Source organism: Kribbella sp. NPDC051620 (assembly GCF_044453825.1).
In the GTDB taxonomy this organism is placed as follows: domain Bacteria; phylum Actinomycetota; class Actinomycetes; order Propionibacteriales; family Kribbellaceae; genus Kribbella.
Genome location: NZ_JBITDB010000003.1, coordinates 992238 through 1008745 on the forward strand (window position 1 = coordinate 992238; position 16508 = coordinate 1008745).

The following is a 16508-nucleotide window of genomic DNA, read 5'->3' on the forward strand; positions in this document are numbered from 1 at the left end:
CCTTTCGAAAGGCCCCTCGTCTCATGCGTTCGACGTTCTCCCGCGGTACCGCGCTCGCGCTCCTGCCCGCTCTCGGCATGCTGGTCCTGGCCGGCTGCGGCGACGACTCCAGCAGCGGATCGAGCCCGACCAGCCCGTCGAGCGCCCCGACCACCGCGCCGACGTCGGTCCCGACCGAGACGCCGAGCGGCCCGGGCAGCACGCCGAACACCAAGTCGCCGTCGAACACCACCGACCCGTCCGGCGAGACCGCGGACGTGACCATCAACGTCATCGTTGCCAACGGCAAGGTCAACCCGAGCGGCGCCAGCGTCAAGGTGAAGGCCGGCCAGACCGTGCTGATCACCGCGGTCAGCGACGCCGACGAGGAGCTGCACATCCACGGCTACGACAAGGAGCTCGAGCTGGCGCCGGGCAAGCCCAACTCGGTCAGGTTCACCGCGGACATGAAGGGCACCTTCGAGATCGAGACGCACAAGAGCGGCAAGCTGGTCGCCAAGCTCGTCGTCTCCTGACCCGGCCGTGATGCCTCTGCTCCTGCCGCTGCACGGGATCGGCGGCCGGCAAGACCTGCCCGTACCGTTCGGGATCGCCGTCGGCGGTGCCGGCGTCGCGATCGCGCTCTCCTTCGTCGTCCTCGGACTCGCGTGGCGCAACCCGAAGTACCGGGGTGACAAATCCGGCAAGGCGTTGCCAGAGGTGGTCACCCGGACGGTCGACTCGGCCGGCTTCCGCTGGTTCGTCCGGCTGGTCGGGCTGGCGATCTTCCTGTACGCGATGGTGGCGCTGGTGTTCGGCGTGGACCGGCTGACGAACCCGATCTTCGGGTTCATCTACATCCTGGTCTGGGTTGGGCTGGTGCCGATCTCGCTGCTCCTCGGCCCGGTCTGGCGCACGCTGAACCCGCTGCGCACAATCCACCTGCTGCTCAGCAAACTGCTCCGCCAGCCGCCGTCGCAAGGCCTGCTCACGCTGCCGAAGTGGCTCGGTCTGTGGCCGGCCGCGCTCGGCATCTTCGCCTTCACCTGGCTCGAGCTGGTCGCCCCGGACCGTGCCACCCAGCCGGTCCTGCAGGCGTGGCTCGCGCTGTACGTCGTGATCACGCTGTTCGGCGCTCTTCTGTTCGGCGATCGCTGGTTCTCGACGGCCGACCCGTTCGAGGTCTACGCGACGCTGATGGCGCGGCTGTCCCCGTGGGGCCGGCGCGACGACGGCAAGCTCGTCATCCGGCGTCCGCTGGAGAACCTCGACGGGCTGAAGGCGCAACCAGGCCTGGTCGGTATGGTCGCCGCGCTGCTCGGCTCGACGGCGTACGACGGTTTCTCCAACTCGACGGCCTGGATCGGCTGGGCGCAGAACACCGACTACTCGATGACGACGCTCGGCACGCTCGCGCTGATCGTCTTCATCCTGTTCGTGCTGGTGACGTATTCGAGCGCGACTCTCCTGGCCGGGCGACTGTCGGACAGCTCCCGGTCGGCGCTTCCCGGGTTGTTCGCGCACTCCGTAGTACCGATCGCCTTCGGGTACGTCGTGGCGCACTACCTGACGCTGTTGATCCTGGAAGGCCAGCGGACCCTCATCTACCTGAGCGACCCGCTGTCCAACGGCGCCAACATCTTCGGCACCGGCCTGCTCGGCCTCAACACCGGAATCACCAACCACAGCACGACAATCTCGGTCATCCAGGTCCTGGCCGTCGTCTGCGGCCACCTGATGGGCGTCATCTCCGCCCACGACCGAGCAGTAGCCCTCTTCCCTCGCAACAAGGCCCTGGCCGGCCAACTCCCCCTCCTGGTAGTCATGGTCGGCTACACGGTTGGTGGCCTGCTACTGCTGTTCTCCGCTTAGCCCTTGGCCGGTGCCTCTGCTGCGGCGGAGGTACCGGGCAGGGAACGGCTGGTGTAGGCCAGGGTGAGGAAGGCGAGCATGCCGAGGATCAGGTGGGAGTTGCCGGGGATGGACTGCCAGACGGTCCAGCTGAGTTCGCGGTCGTCGCGGAACGGGACCCACCAGATCGATCTGAGGATGAACAGGCCGTACCAGAGGATGCCGGTGACTAGGGCGGGCCTGGTGCCCCATTCGCGGTGGACCGCGCGGATCAGGCTGATGCCGAGCGGGATGATCCAGACCCAGTGGTGGCTCCAGCTGACCGGCGACGCGTAGAGCACGGCCAGCGCCATCACGGAGATCGCGGTGACGCGCTCGTCGGCCAGCCAGTACTTGCGGGCCAGCCAGAGCACGGCCAGGCCGAAGATCGCCGACAGCAGGAACCAGACCGGCTTCACCCAGGACGCCTCGTCGCCGAGCCGGCTGAGGAACCCCATGAACGACTGGTTCGCCGTGTACGCCAGGCCGCCGACCCGGTTCGCGTTGCGGATCACGACGGTCCAGTACTGCCAGGACTGGTGCGGTACGACCGCGAAGCCGATCGCCATCGTCGCGAGCAGCCCGAGCACCGCGTTGCGGAACGCCCGCCACTGCTTGGTGATCAGCAGGAACGCGAGAAACGGCAGCGGGGTCAGCTTCACCCCGATCGTCACGCCGACCCAGAACCCGCGCCACTTCGCGTTCGCCGGCCGGACCAGGTCGAGCAGGATCATTGCGGTGAGCAACAAGTTGATCTGGCCGAACTGGATCGTCTGCCAGACCGGTTCGAGCAGCAACGACAACCCGGTCAGCGCAGCCAGTACTACGATCCGCCGGTCGCGCCACTGGGTTGGGACGAGCGTCCAGGCTGCTGCCGGCAGCGCCGCCCGCCAGATCAGTCCGATGCAGAGCACCGAGATGGTCGTCCAGACCACCAGCGCGACGCCCCACGGCACGACGGCCAGCGGCACCATCGCGATCGCCGCGAACGGCGGGTAGGTGAACGGCAGGCCCGAACCGGGGAGCTGTGCGTCGTACAGGGAAGCGCGGTCGAGCAGGACCGAGCCGCCCAGCCGGTACACGCGCAGGTCGATCATGCCGTCGAACAGTCCGTAGGCCCAGGCCCCGAGGGCGACGAAGGCCGCGCAGCCGAGGACGGCGACGACGATCCAGCGGCGGTCGGTACTCGGCGGGGTGCTCGGTGTGGTGCCTGGTGTCGTGGAGGGCATGGTCACGTCAGATCGACTCCGAAGAGGGCTTCCAGTTCGCGGCGCGTCTCGTCGTACGAGGTGTGCAGGATCGCAGTGATGCCGAGCTCGCGGGCGGCGACGACGTTCAGCTCGAGATCGTCGATGAAGACGCATTCGCTCGGCCTGAGGGCGAGCCGTTGGGCAGCCAGGTGGTAGATCTCCGGCTCCGGCTTCCGCAGGCCGACTTCGCCGGAGATGACGATGTCGTCGAACATGCCGTCCCAGGTCTCGCGCGGGTAGCTGTTGCCCCAGGAGTTGGAGAGCAGCGCGGTCTTGATGCCGTGGCCACGGGCGCGGCGGATCAGCGCGGACATCTGCGGCTGGTGCTCGAAGTGCGCGAACATCCGCTCGATCAAGCCCTCGGGCTCGACCGGGCCACCGTCCTTGCGGACCAGCATCGAGGCCAGCTTGCGCTCGAAGTCGGGGACCGCGATCTGCCCGCGCTCGAGCGCGTGGATCGGGTTCACCTCGGCCTCGACCGGGCTGGCGGACAGCCAGTCGACCATCGCCCGGTAGTACGCCTCGAAGTCGAGGCCGTCCAACTCGGCCCAGCGGCCCAGGGCGTCGTCCAGACCGGAGGTGAGCACACCACCCCAGTCCACCAGCAGGCCACGGAGTACGGGCGTGTCGTCAGGCATGCGCGCAAGACTACTCAGGACATGGTCACGGGTCCCGGCCGCCTGCTCACCGGTCGTACTCGACCACCGCGTCGCCGGAAGAGGACTTGACCTTGATCGTGCGGGTGGCGGCCGGGTCGATCTTCACCTCGGCGTTCTCGTCGCCGGACTTGCTGTCGGTGTCGACCTTGTACGCCTCGACGCCCTCCGGCAGCCGCACCAGCGCGTCACCGGAGCTGGTCGTCACGTCGACGGTCGTCGGCGCCGTGCTGAAGCTCAGCTCGACGCTGCCGGAACTGCTCTTCGACGTCACCGAGCCCGAACTCAGACCGGCCGCCTCGAGATCGCCGGACGAGGACTCCATCGTCAGGCTGCCGGACAGATTCTGTGCCTCGATCTTGCCGGAGCTCGACTCCAGCGTGGTCGATCCGCCCAGGCCGACCACCTTGAGATCACCGCTGCTGGTCCTGATCGTCACGTCGAGGTCCCTGGGCACGGTCACCACGTAGTCGGTGTGGCAGCCGAACGACAGGAACCCGCAGCCGGAGTCGCTGATCTCCAGCTTGCCGTTGTCGTACTTGTCCTTCGGATCCGAGCCGAGGGCGTTGCGCTCGAACTTGCGGTCGACGGTGATCTCCTTGACGTCGCCCGAGTGCACCTGGAGATCGGTCGAGCTGGTCTCGATCGACAGCGCCGAGCCGACCACCGGGTAGGTCTGGTGGCTGGTCTTGGTGTCCTCGCTCAGGCTGGTCAGCGCCCAGTAGACGCCGCCCAGGATCAGGGCGACCGAGATCGCGATGCCGTACCGGCGCTCGGGACTCATCGTGCTGGCCGGTCGGCCCTCGATATCGGACATGGCTCAACCCTGGCACACGGCCGGGGCCTTGTCGGTGGGGTTAACCCCCGATCTTCAACTGAACAGATCCCTGATTACCCCCGCTGCCAGCTGCTGCATTCCCTTACGGAGCTTGCTGGACTTCGCCGCCTCCACCAGGCTCCGGCCATGCGACAGCGCGGCGTCTGCTGCCGCCTGGTCGAAGGGGAGCAACGCGGCGGGCTCGACTCCGGCGTACCGAGTGAGCGCCTCGGTCACTGCGTCGCCTGGAGAGCTTCCGAGCGACCCTGAGCGAACCCTGTTGACCACCACCCGAGTGGTGACCGACGGTACGACCGCCCTGAGCTCGTGCAGGGACCTGATCAACCGGGTGAGGCCGACCGGGTCGGCCGTCCCGACCACGACCACCTCGTCGGCCTCCTCGAGCGTTGCCAGGGTGGCGCCGTTGCGGCGTGGTGCGAGCGTGTCGAAGGAGATCTCCTCGTCGCTCTCGATGCAGAAGCCGGCGTCGACGACTGTGCAGGGTGCGAGCATCCTCGCGGTCGACCAGACCGACTCGACGGCAGTGGGACGCAGCTCTGTCCAGCGGTCCGCGCGGCTGAGGCCGGTGAGGACCAGTTGGTTCGGCCCGACCTGTCTGGCGTGCCTGGCGAGCACTGCTACGTCCAGGGAGCCGCCGCTTGCCGATCTCGCTGCTGCGGCCAGACCTGAGGTCTCGTCGAGCATGCCGAGTAGCTGAGCCACCGTGCCGCCGTACACGTCGGCATCGGCCAGCAGGGTGGGGATCTGCCGCGCTGCTAGCTCTGCTGCGAGCCCTACGGCGACCGTACTGCGGCCTGGTGCTCCCGTGGGGCCCCAGACGGCGATGATCCGGCCGGTGCCCTGACCGTAGGGCTCAGGGTTGGGTGCTGAGTCGCTGTTGAACGGTACGAAGCCACCTGCGAAGTGGGAGACGGTTGCCGGCGGGCCTGACTCGACGGCGTCGATGATCGCCCGGCCGAGGTCGTCCGCGCTGACGTCGGCGGGGAGGATCCGCTCGATGCCCATCCGGCTCAGGCGGTCTTCGGCGCCTGATGGTTCGCCGTTGTCGGAGGGGTCGACCAGGGCGACCAGGGCGATGTGCCTGGCGTGGAGCGCGGCTACTGCGTCGGAGGTCAGCCTGGGCAGGTCTTCTGCGAGCACGACGGCTCGTGCTTGCCCGCTGGCGGCCGCGGCCATCACATCGGCGATGTCGACGCAGCGGCGGACCACGCGGATGCCGTTGGCCCGTTCGGCCCGGCGTACGACGTCTGCTTCCCAGGGCGCGCCGGTGACGGCGAGCAGTACAGGGACGGACATCAGCTGCCCCGCCGGATGAGCACTGGCTCGCCGTTGTTCAGCAGGGCCAGGGTGGCGGACAGCTTGGTGACGTCATTGGCTTCCAGGGCGATCAGCACCTGTCTGCGGGCCGAGCTGCCGGAGACGCCCTTCACCTGGTCGACCTGTACTACGCGGACCTCCGTCCAGAGCATCCTGGCGGGCTGGTCCTTGGTGACCACCCAGACGTCGACGTGGTCGCCTACTGCGGTGTCGGACGGGAGGTGGCCGGTTGCGACCGACAGTGGCAGCTCAGTGCGCTCACTGTCCGTCTTGGGGGTCGCGGCGTCGCGCGGTACGAACTGGCCCTTGGTGACCGGCCGGGTGACGATCAGGCCCTTGAGGTCGGCGTCGGCGGTGACGTACTGACCGGCGGCGGCGTCGCTGGTGAAGCGGACGTTGACGGTGGTCAGGTCGTCGCCGGTGAGGGTCTGGCCGATCGGCAGGTCGCGCTTGGCGGCCCAGACGGTGGTGGTGTCGTCGGCCGCGGACAGGAGCTTGGCGCCGGCCAGCGCGGTGATCGCGACCAGCAGCACCCCGAGCAGCAGCCGGCCGTCCTTCCAGCGCGCCCGCCGGGTCCGCAGGGTCGGCGTTGACGGCGCCGCGAACCCACTCCGCAGCACAGGACTGTCGGCCACTCGGCACACTCCCCAGTTTGTTTCTTGTATCGGTCACCAATTGATTGCGGGCGATCGCTGTCCGTTGCCCCTTGGCGACCGACATTCTGCCGTGTCCGGCGGTCCGGCGTTCACCGTCATCCACAGGTCGGCTGACCCTGGGGACAAACGGGCTCATCCAGATGCCAACCGTGGCAAACTGAAGCAACCGACCTCTCGAAAGGACCTAGCGCGTATGCCGGCTCCACGCTTCCTCCAGCTGTCCGACGTCGCCGAGGTCCTGAACATCTCGGCCAACCAGGTCTACGCCCTGGTCCGCCGCGGCGACATCCCAGCGGTGAAGATCGGCGGCCGCGGCCAGTGGCGGGTGGAGTCGTCCGAGCTGGAGAAGTACATCGAACGCCTCTACACCGAAACCAAACAATTCATAGACACCCACCCCTTCGGCGAAGAAGCCGAAACCCCCGAAGACGCCCAGCTCTAACCCCCACCAGCCCCCGCCCCCACCCGCGCCCACCACACCCCTCACCCGCCCCCGCCACACCCCTCACCCGCAGCGCCCCTCACCCGCCCCCGCCCACCCCGGGTACCCCGGGTACCCCGGGCACACCGGGCACACCGGGCACACCGGGCACACCGGGCACACCGGGCACTTTGCCAACCCACGCGTCACTCCCACGCCTCGCCGCGCATGCACGCCCCGGCTCGCTCAAAACCCCGCAACGCCCCGACCGCCTCACCCCCGCGCCACGGCCCCCCGCCTGCGCCGACTCGCCCTCCCCTCGCTCCCGCCCAGGGCTCCCCGCCGCGACTTCACCACACCCCAGCCACCCCCGCCGCCCCAGCGCCACGGCCCCCGGCCCGCGCCGGCTCACCCTCCCCTCTCTCCCGCCCAGGGCGCCCCGCCGCGACTTCACCACACCCCAGCCACCCCCGCCGCCCCAGCGCCGTTGCGGCCACTCGTCTGACCCCCGCTCCCAACCCGTCCCCCCGCAGCTCCTTCGCCACGCCGCCAGCTACTTCCGTCGGCCACCCAGGCGCGGTTGCGGCCACTTTGAGCACCCGCCAGCCACCGAACTCGTCGATTCGCGACCACTCCGTGCCCAAAGTGCGGCCACTCGCCGGCTACGGCGCGACTTTGGGCACCCAGTAGTCACCGATCTCGTGAAGGGGCGACTGCTCGGTGCTCAAAGTGGATGGCGCCGTCGGCGTCCCGGGCGCGGCGTGCGGGTCAGCGACGGCCGACAGCAGCCAGAGCTCGGGTGGGGCGTGGTGGATCAGCGGCGGCGGACGGCAGCCAGAGCTCGGGTGGAGCGTGGTGGGTCAGCGACGGCCGACGACAGTCAGGGCTTGGGTGGGGCGTGGTGGGTCACCGGCGGCGGACGGCAGCCAGAGCTCGGGTGGAGCGTGGTGGGTCAGCCACGGCCGACAGCAGCCAGAGCTCGGGTGGGGCGGGGTGGGTCAGCGGCGGCGGACGGCGCGACTTTGGGCACCCAGTAGTCACCGATCTCGTGAAGGGGCGACTGCTCGGTGCTCAAAGTGGATGGCGCCGTCGGCGTCCCGGGGCGCGGCGTGTGGGTCAGCGGCGGCGGACGGCGGTCAGGGCTTGGGTGGGGCGCGGCGGGGTCAGCGGCGGCGGACGGCGGCGAGGGCTTGGGTGGGGACGAGGCGGGAGTTGTAGACCTCGGTGCGGCGGCGTGGTGCGTCTAGGGCGTGTTCGGCGATCTCGAGGAAGTCGGCGCCGACCCGGTCGATCGTGCCGGTGACCGGGTGCCCGCCGGCGTACAAGGTCACCGGTGAACGATCCCGGGCGATCCCACGCAGCAGATGCGCGAGACCGAGCTTGGCGGCGACAGCTCCCTCCGCCGGTTCCGCGAACGGGCCGAGCCCGTGGATCCCGGTGAGTGCGGTATCGGGGATCAGCCACTCCTCGTAGCGCTCCGCCTCCAGCAACAAGCAGTCCTTGCCGACGCGGCTGAGCGTGCCCTGTACCGGCTCGGCATGCCGTAGTTCCACCCGGATCACCGTGCCGACGGCACCCCGCAGGCGGTCCAGGACGGTGATCTTGCCGACCTCGGCGCGGATCCGGTCCGCCACCTCGCCGTACAGATCGCCCTCCTGCAGGGCCTCGAACTGTGACTCCAGGTCCTCGAACAGGGCTTCCAGACGCATGCCGCGAACCTACCCCAGCACCACTCTGCGTCGACCACCATCGCACTCCGTGACACCAATCAGCGGTTTTCGACTTGCCAAAGCCGGTCTAGTCAGGTCTATATTGATCAAGCCAAAGCAAACTCGAGCAAACTCATAGGTCGGAGGCCAAAGCGGATGAACCCAACGATCCGTGGACTGAAAGGGCTGATCGCGCTGCTCGCGCTGGCCGGCCTCGGCCTCCTCCTGCACTGGGTCACCACAGACTCGATCGAGGCGGCCACCACCCAAGACCTCACCTCGATGGCCACCGTCGCGATCGACGCAGTCGCCTGGCTCGCCTACTGCTGGCTAGCCGTAGCCGTACTGGCCACGGTCCTGGAACAACTCCCAGGCGCCCTGGGCCGAAGCGCCGCCCTCGTAGCCACCCACATCACGTCCCAAGGCTCCCGAGCCCTACTCCGCTCGGCACTAGGCGTAGCAGCCGTAACCCCACTAACCATCGGCCTAGCCCACGCCACCCCAACCCACACCACCCACCAATCCGGTGCCGGTACAACCCCCAGTACCGGCACCACCTCCACTCTCCGGCCCAGCACCACCGCCAACCCCCGGCCCGGCCCTACCGCCGACGCCCGCGCCAGCACCCGCCGCTGGGCGTCAACCGAGCCCCGCTCCACCGTCGAAGTCCGGCCCACCGACACCCGCCCGTGGAGGGCAGTCGAACCTCAATCAACGATCGAGGTCACCCCCACTGCCCCCGCTGCAGCCCTCCCTGCCACCTCGACCCACTCCGGCTCCGGCTCCGGCTCCGGCTCGGGCTCGGGCTCGGGCTCGGGCCCCGGCTCGGGCTCGGGCTCGGGCTTGGCGAAAGCACAGTCCGCTCACCCGCAGACGACGGAGGCGACGCAGGCCACCCGAGCGATGGCAACGCAGGAGAGCGGAGCGGCGGCGGCGCGAGCCGGTTCCCGTTCTTGGAGTTCCGTCGAGCCGCGCTCGACCATCGACGTGACCGATGGGACGCCCGGCAACTGGCGAGCGACCGAGCAGCCGTCTTCCATCCAGCTAGGCGTACCAGGCACCCCGGCAGGCCCTGGCAACCCACACCAGCCCGCCCAGCCAGCCACTCGGAGCAGCACCTCACCCGGACCCACCGCAGCACCGGACAAGACCCAGCACGCCACAACCGGGCCTACCGGAGTACCAGAGAAAACCGAACACTCCACAACCGGGCGCACCGGAGCACCAGAGCCCAGAAACCCCACCAGCCGTACCGACGCGCCAGCAACCGGGCACCTCACCACCAGCCGCGCCGGGACACCGGCAACCGGACAGAGCACCACCGGACGTACCGGAGCAGCGGGAACCGGGCACGCCTCCACCGGGCGTAGCGCAGTGCCGGAGGTTGGTGGTTTGGCGGCGGGACGTGTTGGCGGTTCGGAAGGCGAGCGTGCGGCTAGGGGGCGTGCCGGGGGTTTGGATGCGGGTGGGCGACGGGGGGTGCCGGGTGGGCAGGTTGCGGTTCCGGATCGGCCTACTAGTGGGGCTCCTACTCGGTATACGAATCTGCAGTCCGGGCGGCTGGCGCGTGCGGCCTCGCATGTGGTCGAGACGGGCGACTCGCTCTGGTCAATTGCCGCCGCCGAACTCGGTCCCCACGCAACCACCGACGCGATCGCAGCCCGCTGGCCGCAGTGGTACGAGGCCAACCGCCGCCTCATCGGTCCCGACCCCAACCTGATCCTCCCCGGCCAGGTGCTCAACCCACCGGTTCTTCCCGGCCAGGTGCTCAACCCGCCGGCACCCAGCCATCCCGTGCCGCCAACCCACCAGGAGAAGTGACATGAGCAACCACGCCAAACTCACCGCCGTCCCCAGCCCGGCAATCAACCCCAACCCCACTCCGACCACCGACACCTCGCCTGCACCGAAACCCGTTGCCACCAAGGCGAAGCTTGCGGCCACAGGCACTGTCCCAGCTCAAGAAGCCGTCGACGCAGGGGGCACCTTCACAGCCAAGAACGCATCTGCGGTCGAAGGCCTTCTCGCAGCTCAGAACACCTCCACGGCTACGGACACCCCCCTCACCGGCAAGCACACTCTGGGCGCTCAGCGCGCCAGCGCCGGCGGAAACAGTTCTGCCGCGGAGAAGACCTCCGCCGACGCGACAAGCCGTGCCGCTAAGAAGAGCTCGGCCGACGGAAGGAGCTCTGCCGTTGACATGACCTCGGCCGCTGGGAAGAGGTCTGCCGTTGTGACGGGCTCAGCCGATGGGACGAGCTCTGCTGGAGGGGGTTCGGCTGTTGGAGGGGGTTCGGGCGTTGGGACGGGCTCTGCTGTTGAGGGGGGTCTGGGTGGTGGGGGTGGGCGGGATGTGGTTGCGGGGCGGCGGTTGGGTGGTCGGGTGGCGGGGGCGGGGGCGCCGATGACTCACGGGGCTTTGGCTCTTCGGTATCAGGAGATGCCGGAGTGCGAGCCGGTGGTGGCTCCGCCTGTGCTTCGGTTGGTGCCGACTGGGCCGTCGTTGCCTGATGCGCAGGCCTGGGCTACGCGGCTGGTGCAGGCGGTTGCTGAGGTTCTTGCGGGGGATCGGCCGATTGGGCAGTTGATTCGGTTCACCGACACGGTGGTGTTCAGCGATCTCAATCGGCGGGTTCGGGTGCTTGGGCTGACCACGACGGCGACCGGTCGTGGTTCCAAGGAGCGCAGTGCGGTGCGATCGGTTCACCTGTCCACGCCCGCCACCGAGGTCGCCGAGGTCTCGGCCCACGTCCGGTACGGCGACCGCTCCCGCGCGATGGCGCTGCGCCTGGAGGTGCACCGAAACCGCTGGGTCTGCACTGCTCTCGAACTTGGCTGAGGTTCGCGGCGTCACACTCCCTGCAACCCGATCGTGCAGTCGCTGTCACTGAGCTGTCGCACGGCCGGGCGTAGCGTTGCGAGATCGGTCAGGGGGATCGATCCAGTCCGTTCCGGGGGAACGAATGCAGAAGAGCACCGCCAGCACCGCCTTCGAGCCGGGCGGGGCGTTGGACGAGTGGGATGAATTGACTCCTGCGGAGTTGGCTCGGATGTTGCCGCGGGTCGGGGAGCGGCGATGGTCGCAACGGATTCCCGCGCTCTATCCGGTTGCTGTCCGGTATCACCGGGCCCGGCGGCGGATCGAGTGGATGCGATCCAGTACGCCGTACGCGCGGGACGGGCAGGCGATTGACCTGCCGGTGCGGGTGAAGCGGCACAAGTCGCTGCTGTTGCGCCAACTCGGTGAGACCGAGATGTGGATGCAGCACAACAAGGTGACCAATCTGAAGCTCGCCTGTGAGCAGGTCGACGGTGTGCTGATCAAGCCCGGCGAGACCTTCTCCTTCAACAAGCTCGTCGGCAACGCGACCCGTCGCAAGGGTTATCTGAAAGGCATGCGGCTGTCCAACGGCCAGGCCAAGCCGGGGATCGGCGGCGGCATCTGCCAGCTCGCGAACCTGCTGCACTGGATGGTCCTGCACTCGCCCCTCACCGTGACGCAACGCTCGAACCACAGCTTCGACCCGTTCCCGGACAACGGCCGCGTACTTCCCTGGGGAGTCGGCTGCAGCATCGTCTACAACTATGTGGACCTGCAGTTCCGCAACGACACCGACCAGACCTTCCAGCTCCGCGTCGGCGTCGGCGACCGGTACCTCGAAGGCGAGATCCTGGCCGAGCGATCGACGAGTTCGTCGTACCGGGTCTTCGCCCGCGGCGAACGCTTCCTCCGGGCGGGCGCCGAGTACTTCCGCCGCAACGAGATCTGGCGCACGGTCATCGACCGCCGAACCGGCGCGGCGATCGGCGACGAGTTGATCAAGGAGAACGTTGCCGTGGTCAAGTACGTGCCGACCGGCGTGAACGTCATCGACGTCGATCTGCGGCAGTACCCGCCGGCCAGCTGAAAATGTCGGTGCGGCGTTGCAGACTCGGGGGGTGGACGTAGGGGCATATCGCGAGCGGGCGGCGGCGCTGCCCGGGGCCGTGCTGTGGACCCGTACGGCGGATGGGGAGCCGTATCGGGTGCTGCCCGACGGCTGCATGGACCTGCTCTGGATCGAGGGCGAGTTGGCGGTGGCTGGGCCGGATCGGCGTGCTCATGTGGGGGTGGCCGAGGCGGGGGTTCGGTTTGCCGGGTTGCGGTTTGCGCCGGGGACAGGGCCGGGGTTTTTCGGCGTACCGGCTCGGGAGGTTGTGGATTCGCTGGTGCCGTTGGCCGATGTTTGGTCGCCGGCGCGGAGTCGGCGGCTGGCTGATCGGATCGGGAGGGGCGCCGATCCGGGGTTGGCCTTGGAGGAGGCTGCGGGTGGTGTGTTCGACGGGGCGGGTGATCGGTTGGTGGGGCAGGTACTGCGTGAGGTTCGGCGCGGGGTCGGCGTACGGGCGCTGGCGGGGAGCGTGGGGTTGAGCGAGCGGCAGTTGTACCGGCGGTGCCTGGATGCGTTCGGGTACGGGCCGAAGATGCTGGATCGGGTACTGCGGTTGAATCTCGCGCTGGAGCGGGCGTGGACGGGACTGTCGCTGGCGGAGGTGGCGGCGCGGAGCGGGTATGCGGATCAGGCTCATTTCACCCGCGAGGTGAAGGCACTTGCCGGGGTGCCGCCGCGGACTCTGCTGGCCTGACAATGTGCGGAGGCGCTCAAAGGACGGTGGTGAAGCCTCCGGGTTGGACGGGGGCTTCGAAGGTCCGGGCGGTGGTGGTGAAGCGGGTTTTGAGGGCGCCGGACTTGTCGTAGGCGGAGACGGTACTGCGGCGAGCCGATCCCACCGTCACCGCGTGCGAGCGCGGGTGGGTGTCGACGCTCGTGAGCAGAACTGCAGTTGCCGATGCCGAGCTCAGTTGGAGCTTCGAGATCAAAGGCAAAAGCAGAACAGCATCCACGCGCAGGGTGGATGCGCTGGCAGAGAAGGCCGTGGCGGTGAGCTGGGTGGTGCCGGAGGGGATGTAGGTGGGGAGGGTGCGTGGGAGTAGGGCGCCGGGGGCGGCAGAAACTCCTTGGGGGCCGGCGGTGCCGTGGTTGAGGGTGCCTAGGGGGTGGGCGTTGGCTGACCAGGTGGTTCGGCCCGCTTGGCGGTCGGGGACTGTGTCGATGATGGGTAGGGCTAGTTGGGGCTGGTCGCTGGGTGGGAGTGACCATTGGGCTTTGCTGCCTGGCGGGAAGGCTACGTAGGAGTTGTTGCTCCATTGGGACTCGCCGGTCCAGGGGGATGGTGGGGTGATGACCGTGGCGCCACCGGTGAGGGTTGCTGATTCGGCTTCGACAGTGTGGAGGCCGGAGAGGGTGCGGGTGGTGGGGCCTAGGAGGCGAGCTTGGGTTGCCAGCGTCGGGTGGGCGTCCAGGGCGAGCATGGAGAGCAGGCCGTGGATGGTGGATTCGGCACCCGAGTTGCGGTTGACGACTCCCTCGGTGGAGATGCCGTCATAGGTACGGCCGGTTGCGGGGTCGTACATGGCTGTGCCTGCGCGGTTCGCGCCGAAGTACCAGGCTGCGACGAAGGCGGCGACCTGTAGCAGGCCGGGGCGGTTGGCGGCGGATGCTACTCCGAGCAGGGCTTGTAGGCGCGCGTCGACGCCATAGGCGATCTGGGTCCGGTCGATCGGCGCTGGGAGCCAGCCGTTGTCGGGGCCGCCGGCGGTCATGAGCAGTGGGGTGAAGCCGGCCGCGTCATCAAGAGCAGGGTCCAGCAGACGCTGCTTGCGGAGTACGGATGACGCGGCGGCTAGGGCGGAGGGCATCTGGGCGCCCCAGGCGTGCCAGTCGGAGATCGACTCGCCCCACGGGAGCAGTGCGCGGAAGGGCCAGGTCTGGCTGTCCCCGGCCGCCATGGCGGCTACTGCTTCGGAGAACCGCTCCAGGGCGCGGCGGGCCCGGGCGGATCCGCCAGCATGGACATAGGCGGCCAGGCCGAGGACGGCTTCCGAGGTGGCGTCGGCACCGGCCACGATGAGCCAGGCCGGTACGCGGCGGCCGTCGACGATGTTCCAGGTGCCGTAGTGGACCAGTACCTGCCGTTCGAGCGCAGCGATCGCCAGCTCGAGTCGCTCACGTAGGAACGCGGCAAACCCTGGGTCTACCGCCCGGAAGACGGCGTAGCCCTCCCCCAGCGCCCAGACCGTGCGGGCCAGCCAGTACGCCGGGCCGGAGTCCGATGGGTCAGGCAGCTCCACCGGGTCGGCACTGGGGTTGAGCGTGCCGTCCGGTTGCATCCACAGCACCACGTTGCCCGCGTTGGGGCCGCTAGCCGTCTGCAGGAAGGTCAATCCGCGCAGTAACCCGTATGCCGCGGCTCGGCTGTGCGCGTCGCCTCGGAGCTGGAAGTGGCGCAGGTAGACGACAGCAGCCCGGGCCAGGTCGTCGGCGTTGAAGGCGCCCTGGCCGTAGGTGTTGGTGGCTGGGTCGTAGGTACCGCCACCGATGCGGGCATAGGAGCCGTCGTCGCGGCGGTCCGCATACGTCCACAACACACCGACCGGGCCTGACCCATAGGTCGAGTGCCCCTCGGTCAAAGGCGGTGAGACCAGGGCTCCGAGGTAGTCGAGGTGAGCGAGGTTGGTGAGGGCACCCGATGAGGCGGCTGGCGCACCCGGCAGAGCACTGGCGGAGGCGGAGGCGGCAACGCCGGTCGCGGTGGCCGAGACGGCCGTGGCCGAGGCGGTGGCTGCAAAGCCGGCGGTGGCAGCGGCGAGGGAGCCGCCGAGGACGGTTCGGCGGGTGAGCGTCATGGGAGTCGGTCCAGTCTGGCAACGCCGATTTTTGCGTCGGCCATGCCGTAGAAGACGTAGTGGACGCCATCGACCTGTTCGATGGCGGTGGGGAAGACGACGTTGCCGACCGTGCCGATCCGCTCTTCCTCGGTCTCCGGCACCAGGATCGGTTCCGCCGTACGGTCGAGAACCCGCGTCACGTCCAACGGATCCAGCAACAGCGCACCAGCCGCATAGCTGACCTTCTGCGTGGTCGGATCGAACCCCTTGGGCTGCTCCCCCGTCACGCCGTGATGAATGACCAGCCACCCCTCCGGCACCCGCAGCGGCGCCGGCCCCGCACCGATCTTGAGCTCCTCGAAGGCGAACTCCGGCATCGCCACCAACGTGTGCGACCGCAGGTGCACGAGGTTGCGCAGATCCCGCTCGACCTCGGAAACCGGCACAAAGGAAACCCAGATCCCGGGCCGGTCGTCCTTCACCCCAGCCGGAAGATGCACGCCCTCCCCCTCGCGGAACCACCCGAGGTCCCACATCGGCCGATGCAACATCGCGTAACAAGGCGACCCGTCCGGACCCGGCACCGGCTCCGGGAAGAACACCGTGTCCTTGTTGGGGAACAGGTTCAGATCCGTGTCCAGCGACGCCTGGTACTCGAAGTGCAACGGTCCGAGCCGCTGCCAGGAACGCAGGTCATCCGAGACAGCGAGCGCAGGCTTGGGTCCGAGAGGTCCGTAGGCCACATACGTCATCACATGCTTGCCCAGCGAAGGAATCCACGTCACCCGCGGGTCCTCGACGCCTGCGTTGTTGAGCCCACGCTCCCAGCCCTCGTCCGGCGCGAGCACGATGCCCTCACGACGAACCCCGGTCGGTACGCCGTCAGTCAGCTCGACAGCAGCCAGGCCGACCCGCGAGACGTTGCCCGGAGCAACCAAACGCGGCAGCAGGTAGAGCTGTCCGTCAGGAGTGTGACCGGAGGCCGGGTTGAGCACCCCTTCGGACTCGAGCGAGTTGCCCGGCTCCGGCGTCATCACGACACCGAGGCGCGTCAAAGTATAGGGAACAGTCACAGCGGAAAAC

General features: G+C 68.7%; 15 protein-coding genes. 7 read left to right on the forward strand and 8 right to left on the reverse strand.

Annotation, left to right across the window (positions count from 1 at the left end; translation table 11 throughout):
- The first annotated feature begins 23 nt into the window (after positions 1–23).
- The gene (locus ACIA12_RS17610; RefSeq protein WP_396368038.1) at positions 24–515 is read left to right on the forward strand and encodes a cupredoxin domain-containing protein; all 492 of its coding nucleotides are present in this window, start codon (positions 24–26) and stop codon (positions 513–515) included.
- 10 nt (positions 516–525) lie between these two features.
- Entirely contained in the window at positions 526–1851 is a 1326-nt protein-coding gene (locus ACIA12_RS17615) for a hypothetical protein (protein WP_396368039.1), read from the forward strand.
- Here the strand turns inward: ACIA12_RS17615 and ACIA12_RS17620 are convergent.
- Genes ACIA12_RS17620 through ACIA12_RS17640 form a run of 5 tightly spaced genes read right to left on the reverse strand, consistent with a single transcriptional unit; the run spans position 1848 to position 6565 of the window.
- Complete coding sequence (locus ACIA12_RS17620) at positions 1848–3098, reverse strand: glycosyltransferase 87 family protein (protein ID WP_396368298.1); 1251 nt, start codon at positions 3096–3098, stop codon at positions 1848–1850. The two genes, ACIA12_RS17615 and ACIA12_RS17620, sit on opposite strands and share 4 nt — an antisense overlap.
- A gap of 2 nt (positions 3099–3100) precedes the next feature.
- Entirely contained in the window at positions 3101–3757 is a 657-nt protein-coding gene (locus tag ACIA12_RS17625; protein WP_396368040.1) for an HAD family hydrolase, read from the reverse strand.
- A 46-nt stretch (positions 3758–3803) separates the two neighbouring features.
- A complete protein-coding gene (locus ACIA12_RS17630; protein ID WP_396368041.1) occupies positions 3804–4592 on the reverse strand; it encodes a DUF4097 family beta strand repeat-containing protein in 789 nt (262 codons plus the stop codon).
- A gap of 54 nt (positions 4593–4646) precedes the next feature.
- A complete protein-coding gene (locus tag ACIA12_RS17635; RefSeq protein WP_396368042.1) occupies positions 4647–5909 on the reverse strand; it encodes a CpaE family protein in 1263 nt (420 codons plus the stop codon).
- The gene (locus ACIA12_RS17640) at positions 5909–6565 is read right to left on the reverse strand and encodes an SAF domain-containing protein (RefSeq protein WP_396368043.1); all 657 of its coding nucleotides are present in this window, start codon (positions 6563–6565) and stop codon (positions 5909–5911) included. The genes ACIA12_RS17635 and ACIA12_RS17640 overlap by 1 nt, the downstream gene beginning before the upstream one ends.
- Positions 6566–6779: 214 nt before the next feature.
- Between ACIA12_RS17640 and ACIA12_RS17645 the strand changes: the two genes are divergently transcribed.
- Entirely contained in the window at positions 6780–7028 is a 249-nt protein-coding gene (locus ACIA12_RS17645; RefSeq protein WP_396368044.1) for a helix-turn-helix domain-containing protein, read from the forward strand.
- 1142 nt (positions 7029–8170) lie between these two features.
- On the opposite strand, the gene ACIA12_RS17650 is transcribed toward ACIA12_RS17645, so the two are convergent.
- Positions 8171–8716 (reverse strand): hypothetical protein, encoded by a 546-nt coding sequence (locus ACIA12_RS17650; RefSeq protein ID WP_396368045.1) that lies wholly within the window; start codon positions 8714–8716, stop codon positions 8171–8173.
- 156 nt (positions 8717–8872) lie between these two features.
- On the opposite strand from ACIA12_RS17650, the gene ACIA12_RS17655 reads away from it, so the two are divergent.
- The 4 genes from ACIA12_RS17655 to ACIA12_RS17670 all read left to right on the forward strand — a co-directional run bounded on the left by ACIA12_RS17655 (position 8873) and on the right by ACIA12_RS17670 (position 13342).
- Positions 8873–10537, forward strand: coding sequence for a hypothetical protein (locus ACIA12_RS17655; RefSeq protein ID WP_396368046.1), 1665 nt, complete (start codon positions 8873–8875; stop codon positions 10535–10537).
- Between the two features lie 664 nt (positions 10538–11201).
- Positions 11202–11555 carry an Rv3235 family protein gene (locus ACIA12_RS17660; protein WP_396368048.1) on the forward strand — a complete coding sequence of 118 codons (354 nt, stop codon included), beginning with the start codon at positions 11202–11204 and terminating at the stop codon, positions 11553–11555.
- Between the two features lie 124 nt (positions 11556–11679).
- Positions 11680–12624 carry a VanW family protein gene (locus tag ACIA12_RS17665; protein WP_396368049.1) on the forward strand — a complete coding sequence of 315 codons (945 nt, stop codon included), beginning with the start codon at positions 11680–11682 and terminating at the stop codon, positions 12622–12624.
- 31 nt (positions 12625–12655) lie between these two features.
- Positions 12656–13342, forward strand: a complete 687-nt coding sequence (locus tag ACIA12_RS17670; RefSeq protein WP_396368050.1) for a helix-turn-helix domain-containing protein — start codon at positions 12656–12658, stop codon at positions 13340–13342.
- A 16-nt stretch (positions 13343–13358) separates the two neighbouring features.
- On the opposite strand, the gene ACIA12_RS17675 is transcribed toward ACIA12_RS17670, so the two are convergent.
- Together ACIA12_RS17675 and ACIA12_RS17680 are read right to left on the reverse strand one after the other, a co-directional pair.
- A complete protein-coding gene (locus ACIA12_RS17675) occupies positions 13359–15443 on the reverse strand; it encodes a hypothetical protein (protein WP_396368051.1) in 2085 nt (694 codons plus the stop codon).
- A complete protein-coding gene (locus ACIA12_RS17680) occupies positions 15440–16498 on the reverse strand; it encodes a glycosidase (RefSeq protein ID WP_396368052.1) in 1059 nt (352 codons plus the stop codon). The genes ACIA12_RS17675 and ACIA12_RS17680 overlap by 4 nt, the downstream gene beginning before the upstream one ends.
- Positions 16499–16508: the final 10 nt, after the last annotated feature.